This is a genomic window from Mesorhizobium sp. M2A.F.Ca.ET.037.01.1.1 (assembly GCF_003998075.1).
Taxonomy (GTDB): Bacteria; Pseudomonadota; Alphaproteobacteria; order Rhizobiales; family Rhizobiaceae; genus Mesorhizobium.
Genome location: NZ_RZSA01000423.1, coordinates 1 through 5278, shown reverse-complemented (window position 1 = coordinate 5278; position 5278 = coordinate 1). Strand labels below are relative to the sequence as shown.

General features: G+C 63.8%; 6 protein-coding genes. 3 read left to right on the top strand and 3 right to left on the bottom strand.

What is annotated here, in order from left to right:
* Positions 1 to 135: 135 nt before the first annotated feature.
* Both EOA27_RS20375 and EOA27_RS20370 read right to left on the bottom strand, forming a co-directional pair.
* Positions 136 to 615 carry an isoprenylcysteine carboxylmethyltransferase family protein gene (locus EOA27_RS20375; RefSeq protein WP_126082130.1) on the bottom strand — a complete coding sequence of 160 codons (480 nt, stop codon included), beginning with the start codon at positions 613 to 615 and terminating at the stop codon, positions 136 to 138.
* Positions 612 to 1613, bottom strand: a complete 1002-nt coding sequence (locus tag EOA27_RS20370) for a DUF1624 domain-containing protein (RefSeq protein ID WP_126082131.1) — start codon at positions 1611 to 1613, stop codon at positions 612 to 614. The genes EOA27_RS20375 and EOA27_RS20370 overlap by 4 nt, the downstream gene beginning before the upstream one ends.
* Before the next feature lie 227 nt (positions 1614 to 1840).
* On the opposite strand from EOA27_RS20370, the gene EOA27_RS20365 reads away from it, so the two are divergent.
* Positions 1841 to 3040, top strand: a complete 1200-nt coding sequence (locus EOA27_RS20365; protein WP_127256996.1) for an MFS transporter — start codon at positions 1841 to 1843, stop codon at positions 3038 to 3040.
* On the opposite strand, the gene EOA27_RS20360 is transcribed toward EOA27_RS20365, so the two are convergent.
* Positions 3009 to 4199 (bottom strand): aromatic ring-hydroxylating dioxygenase subunit alpha, encoded by a 1191-nt coding sequence (locus EOA27_RS20360; RefSeq protein ID WP_126082133.1) that lies wholly within the window; start codon positions 4197 to 4199, stop codon positions 3009 to 3011. The genes EOA27_RS20365 and EOA27_RS20360 overlap by 32 nt on opposite strands.
* A 102-nt stretch (positions 4200 to 4301) precedes the next feature.
* Here EOA27_RS20360 and EOA27_RS20355 point away from each other — a divergent pair, with 102 nt between their 5' ends.
* Positions 4302 to 4988 carry a gamma-glutamylcyclotransferase gene (locus tag EOA27_RS20355; protein ID WP_126082134.1) on the top strand — a complete coding sequence of 229 codons (687 nt, stop codon included), beginning with the start codon at positions 4302 to 4304 and terminating at the stop codon, positions 4986 to 4988.
* 132 nt (positions 4989 to 5120) lie between these two features.
* Positions 5121 to 5278: bifunctional adenosylcobinamide kinase/adenosylcobinamide-phosphate guanylyltransferase (locus EOA27_RS20350; RefSeq protein WP_189562066.1), on the top strand; the 158-nt coding region annotated here is incomplete at its 3' end.

Below are 5278 nucleotides of genomic sequence, written 5' to 3'. Positions count from 1 at the left end.
ACGCTAAGGCGTGCAACGATTGCAGAATTCTGCGCCGTTGCGCTCTATGACGGAGGTCACGGCGATGGATCCTCGGGTCAAGCCCGAGGATGACGACGTCCCGAACGCTCAGGCTAATCGCCAGGCCACTCAACCTCAAATCCAGCGCCGGACCCGCTTGGCATAGTCCCGATATTTCTTGCCGAACTTCGCCGCCAGGATCTTTTCCTCCTTCTCGATCGCCAGCTTCTGCGTCGCGAAGGCGGCGAGGAAGGCGAAGATCAGGAACCAGGCGATGCCGGTGATGAAGGCGACGCCGATCAAGAGCAGCGTGTTGGCGAGATACATCGGGTTGCGGGTAATGCCGAAAGGACCCGACGTCACCAGGTGGTCGGGCTCGGCATTGGGGTCGAGCGTCGTCCTGGCCTTGAACATGGCGCGGATGGCCGTGATCCAGAGCATGGCGACGCCGAACAGTGCCACCCAGCCGACGCCGAACAGGAGATCGCCAAAAATGTCGCCGATCCAGGGCAGCGGATAGAGCATGCCGAGGACGACGCTCGCTGCGATCGCCACGACATAGATTATCGGCGGCCAGGGAATGATCCCGTGTCTGGGCTTTGCGATGCCCGTCATTGCTGCCCTCCCTGCATCTGGTCCTCGGTCGCGGCGGTGCAGGTTTCCGCAAGATCGGACAGGTGCGATTTCCAGACGCTGGACTGGTCGTTGGCGTAGAGCTTGTCGAGAGACCCTTCGCCCTTCAGCGTGTCCAGCATGCAGCCACAATAGCTCGTACAGAACTTGCTGTCGCGCTGCTGTTCGCACTGCGCCTGGCAAGCCGGCAGGAAACCGGCCTCCTTGTCCTGGGGGGCGGCGGGCATGACTTGCGAGAACAGCCAGACCGAGCCGAACAGAAGCGGCTGATGGATGAGGTAGAAGGCGAGGCTGTGGCGGCCGATGAAGGTCAGCGGGTTCGACCAGCGGCCCGGTATCCATGTCCCCAGCCGGGCAAGCAGGCCTGTGACGGAAGCCAGCTCGACCGCGGCGATGCCGGCAAGCACTGCGCCGAACCAGGGAAAGAGCGGCACATAGTCGTTGGAACGCGGGTTTGTGGCGGAGAGGCCGACCCACCACAGCGCCGGATGATCGAAGAATTCCGACCGCAGATAGTAGGGAGCTGCGATGACAGCGGCAGCGACGATTGCCGTCAGCAGCCAGGGCAGCCTGAGAAAGGCGAGGCCGAGCAGGCTTGCGAGCGCGATCTCGTGCAGGATGCCGAAGAAGATGAAACCGTCCGGCGTGACGAAATAAGTGACTGCCGAAATGGCGATCGCCGCCACGGCGACCATGGCGAAGCGCTTCCAGAAGCCTGGCCAGCGGATCTGGCGGCCATGGGCGAGGAAGAGACTGACGCCGACCAGGAACAGGAAGGTCGAGGCGATGCAGCGCGCATAGAATTTCCACCAGCCGAATGCGGTCAAAGCGGGCGCGGTATAGCCGAAATTCTCAAGATCCCAGGTGAAGTGGTAGCTCGCCATCGCGATCAGCGCGACGCCGCGCAGGATGTCGAAGGCGGCGATACGGCCCTGCTTGGTCGCGTCCTGAACGGGTTCGCTGGTCGTTTGAAGGCTCATCGTCAGGCAATCCGATTCAGTCGTGCCAAACGACTATCACGGTTCAAGCCGACGACAGAAGCAGGCGCCATCAATGCGTTTCATGGCAGCCATGAAATTTCGCTTTAGGCCAGCGGCGGAAAGCCTTTGGCAGGCTTCGCTTTTCGGCCTCCGGGGGTCGGTTTCCTGCTACTGGTCGGCTGCTGGTCCGGCCAGATTTGGGGAGCGATTCACGTCCCGGAGGGCCGATGTCCACCCATGTGCGCCATCCGATCTGGCTTCCGGCCCTGCGGCCGGCGGATGCGCGCACCTTCGCCTCGCTCTATGCGATGGAATCCTTCGCCCGCGCCACGATCTCCAGCGTGATCCCGATCCAAGCCTACGAGATCCTGCACAATGAGCGGATCGTCTCGATCCTCTACACCATCGTGTCGCTGATGGGCCTTTCGGTGACGCTGTTCATGCCGATGCTGATCCGCCGCTTCGCGCGGCGATGGGTCTACACGGCCGGCTGCGTGCTGCTGTCGATCGGCTCCGCCTTCTTCGTCACCCACACGCTGCCCGGACAGCTCGCCGGCATGCTCTGCCGCGTCATGGGGGCGAGCGCGCTGTCGATCACGCTCAACCTCTACATCATGGACCACATCCGCAAGACCGACTTCATGCAGGCGGAATCGCTGCGCATGGCCTGGTCGATGTTTGCCTGGACTGGCGGGCCGACGCTCGGCATCTTCCTTTACACGCATTTCGGCATCTATGCCGCGCATGGCGCGGTCGTGGTCTTTGCCTTCGCGCTGCTTTGCCTGTTCTGGTTCTACCGGTTGAGCGACAACCAGTCGATCCGGCCCGGCAAGTCGCGTCCCGGCAATCCGCTCGCCAATATCGGCCGCTTCGTGAAGCAGCCGAGGCTCAGGCTTGCATGGCTGATCGCCTTCGGCCGCTCCTGCTTCTGGACGACGTTCTTCGTCTACGGCCCGCTGTTCATGGTGATCACCGGCGAGGGCAAGCTTGCCGGGGGCCTGCTGGTTTCAGCCGGCAATGCGCTTCTGTTCATGGCGATCTTCTGGGGCAGGGCCGGCAGGCGTTTCGGCGGGCGCCGGGTCATGACCTTCGCCTATTTCGCCATGGCGGCCATGCTGTTCGCGGCAGGCGGTATCGGCGAGGCCGCTCCGCTGCTCACGGCCGCGCTGCTGCTCTTCGGCGCGCTCTTCACCATCGCCCTCGACGCGCTCGGCTCAACCGCCTTCATGCGCTCGGTTCGTTCGTACGAGAAGGCGCAGATGGCGGCGGTCTACCGCACCTATCTCGATTTCTCCGAGCTGACGCCGCCGCTCGTCTATTCGGTGGTGCTCACCTTCTTCGGCCTGGGATCGGTGTTCGTCACGCTCGGCATCCTGGCGGCCTTCTGCGGCTTCGTCACCTGGCGCTATCTGCCAAAGGCGTTTTGAACGCCGCGTGACAGCCGCGTACCCAGTTGTGGAAGCGGTGCAGCTCGTATTCTTCCGGCATCAGCACGCCGACTTCGTGGCGTATCGAGCGCAGGCCTTTCTGGTTGACCTCGCAGATCGCGGCGTCTTCCTCCAGCACCTGCGTGCCGAAGGCGACGATGTTGTCGATATCGGTCTTTCCCAGCGCTTCCGGCGCGAACAGCCATTCCGCGGTGAGCTCGGTCTGCTCTGGGCCGAGCGGGGCGAGCCGCACGGTGCGCATGTAGTCGACATGTGCGACGATGAACATCGAGGGCAATGAGGTCGCATAGATCTGGCCCGCGGCGCGTTCGGCCGGGGTCAGGCTCGGGAAGACCGGGCCATGGACGTGGCCGTCGCGCGACCAGGTTTCGGCGCCGGCGCGCAGGCGGCCGGAAAATTCCGGATCGTCATTGTCGGCGTGGCGCGCCCATTCGGGATCGTCATGCCTTGCCATCAGGCCGCGGCCGTAGATCGGCACCAGCCGCGACAGATCCTTGTGCACGCCCGGGCAGTGCAGGCACTCGTTGAAGTTCTCCCAGAAGATCTTCCAGTTGCAATTCATCACCTTGGTGAGCCGGTGGCCGGTGATGAGCGTTTCCAGCGGCCAATTGGAAAGATCGCCGGAGGCGCGATCGAACGAGCTTTCCGCCGAGCCTTCGGGCTCCTTGGCGAGGTTGATGAAGACGAAGCCGCGCCAGAGCGAGAGCGCCACGCGATAGAGCGGATAGTCGGCCTTGTCGAAGCCCTCGGGCAGCGATTTCGACGGCACGCGCACGAGATCGCCGCGCAGCGAATAGGACCATGCGTGGTAGGGGCAGGTCAGCAGCCTGGCCTTCAGCCGCCCGGCGCTGTCCTGGCAAAGCTGCGAGCCGCGATGCCGGCAGGTGTTGTGGAAGGCGCGCAAGGCCCCGGTCTCGTCGCGCAGAACTAAGATTTCCTGGCTGCCGATGCGGACCGTTCGGAAGGCAAGCGGCTCGGCGAGATCGGCCTCTCGGCAGACCATCAGCCAGTTTCGGTACCAGATGGCGTCCAGATCGCACCGGTAGGCGTCGGCATCCCAATAGGCCGCCGACGGCAAGGTCGGCTGGAGGCTGGTCAGGCCGTTGTAAGGATCGCGTTCGCTCGGATTGGGCTGCATCGGCTTCTCCGGGTGACGACAGCCGACACCCGGGCAAAGCTGTTGTCAATTGCCGGCCCTCGCGGATTGTAGCGCCGGCGCAGGAACCTTAAGGTCGCGCGCATGCTGCCAAGAACCATGTCGCTTACCGAGGAACTGGTCGCCCGCTGCTTTCGCGTTGTCGAGGACAGCGGGCCCGATCCTGACGCCGAGCATCTGGATGACGCGGACTATGACGCAATGGTGCGCATGCTGGAGGCTCAGCTTCCCGCCGACGAACCGCTTTGGCTGTTTGGCTACGGCTCCCTGATCTGGAAACCCGAGATCGAGCATGTCGAGGAGCGGGTGGCCCTGCTGCGCGGCTGGCACAGGTCCTTCTGCATGAAGATGACGCGTTGGCGCGGCACCAAGGAAAGCCCGGGCCTGATGATGGCGCTGGACCGTGGCGGACAATGCAAGGGCGTCGCCTTTCGGCTCGGCGATGGCGACCGGCGCGAGCAACTCGACAGGCTGCTGCGGCGAGAGGCGACGCTGAAGCCGACCAGCTATCATCCGCGCTTGATCAATATGACGAGCGATGCCGGTCCGTTGCGGGCGCTGGCCTTCGTTATCAACCGGCAGGGTACTACCTATGCCGGCCCGCTCACCGAGGAGGATGTTGTCGAGAGGCTCGCGACGTCCTGCGGCCACTGGGGCTCGGGCGCCGACTATCTTTACAACACCGTGAGGAATCTCGAGCTGCGCGGCATCCACGACGCTCATTTGTGGCGGCTGCAGCAGCTGGTCGCGGCGCGGATCGCCGCTTCTTAGCGCCGAGACGCTTGCCGCAATCGCGCCGGGACACGGCGGAAATTGGTTTGCCGGTGGTTGTGCTTCTGCCTAAAGTCGCGCCCCGTCAGCCGTTGGCTGCCGCAAGATTTCATCTAAGGACCAAGACAGCGAATGACCGGCGCGACAGCCGCGAGCGGCAACAAAGCTTCCGATCGCAAATTAACTTTGGTCCTGGGCGGTGCGCGCTCGGGCAAGAGTTCGCATGCCGAGAGCCTCACGATCGCCCATCCGTCGCCGTGGGCCTACATCGCCACGGCGCAGGCCTGTGA

Coding starts and splice junctions, on each gene's coding strand:
- EOA27_RS20375 (WP_126082130.1), bottom strand. CDS start 615: ATGACGGGCATCGCAAAGCCCAGACACGGGATCATTCCCTGGCCGCCG.
- EOA27_RS20370 (WP_126082131.1), bottom strand. CDS start 1,613: ATGAGCCTTCAAACGACCAGCGAACCCGTTCAGGACGCGACCAAGCAG.
- EOA27_RS20365 (WP_127256996.1), top strand. CDS start 1,841: ATGTCCACCCATGTGCGCCATCCGATCTGGCTTCCGGCCCTGCGGCCG.
- EOA27_RS20355 (WP_126082134.1), top strand. CDS start 4,302: ATGCTGCCAAGAACCATGTCGCTTACCGAGGAACTGGTCGCCCGCTGC.
- EOA27_RS20360 (WP_126082133.1), bottom strand. CDS start 4,199: ATGCAGCCCAATCCGAGCGAACGCGATCCTTACAACGGCCTGACCAGC.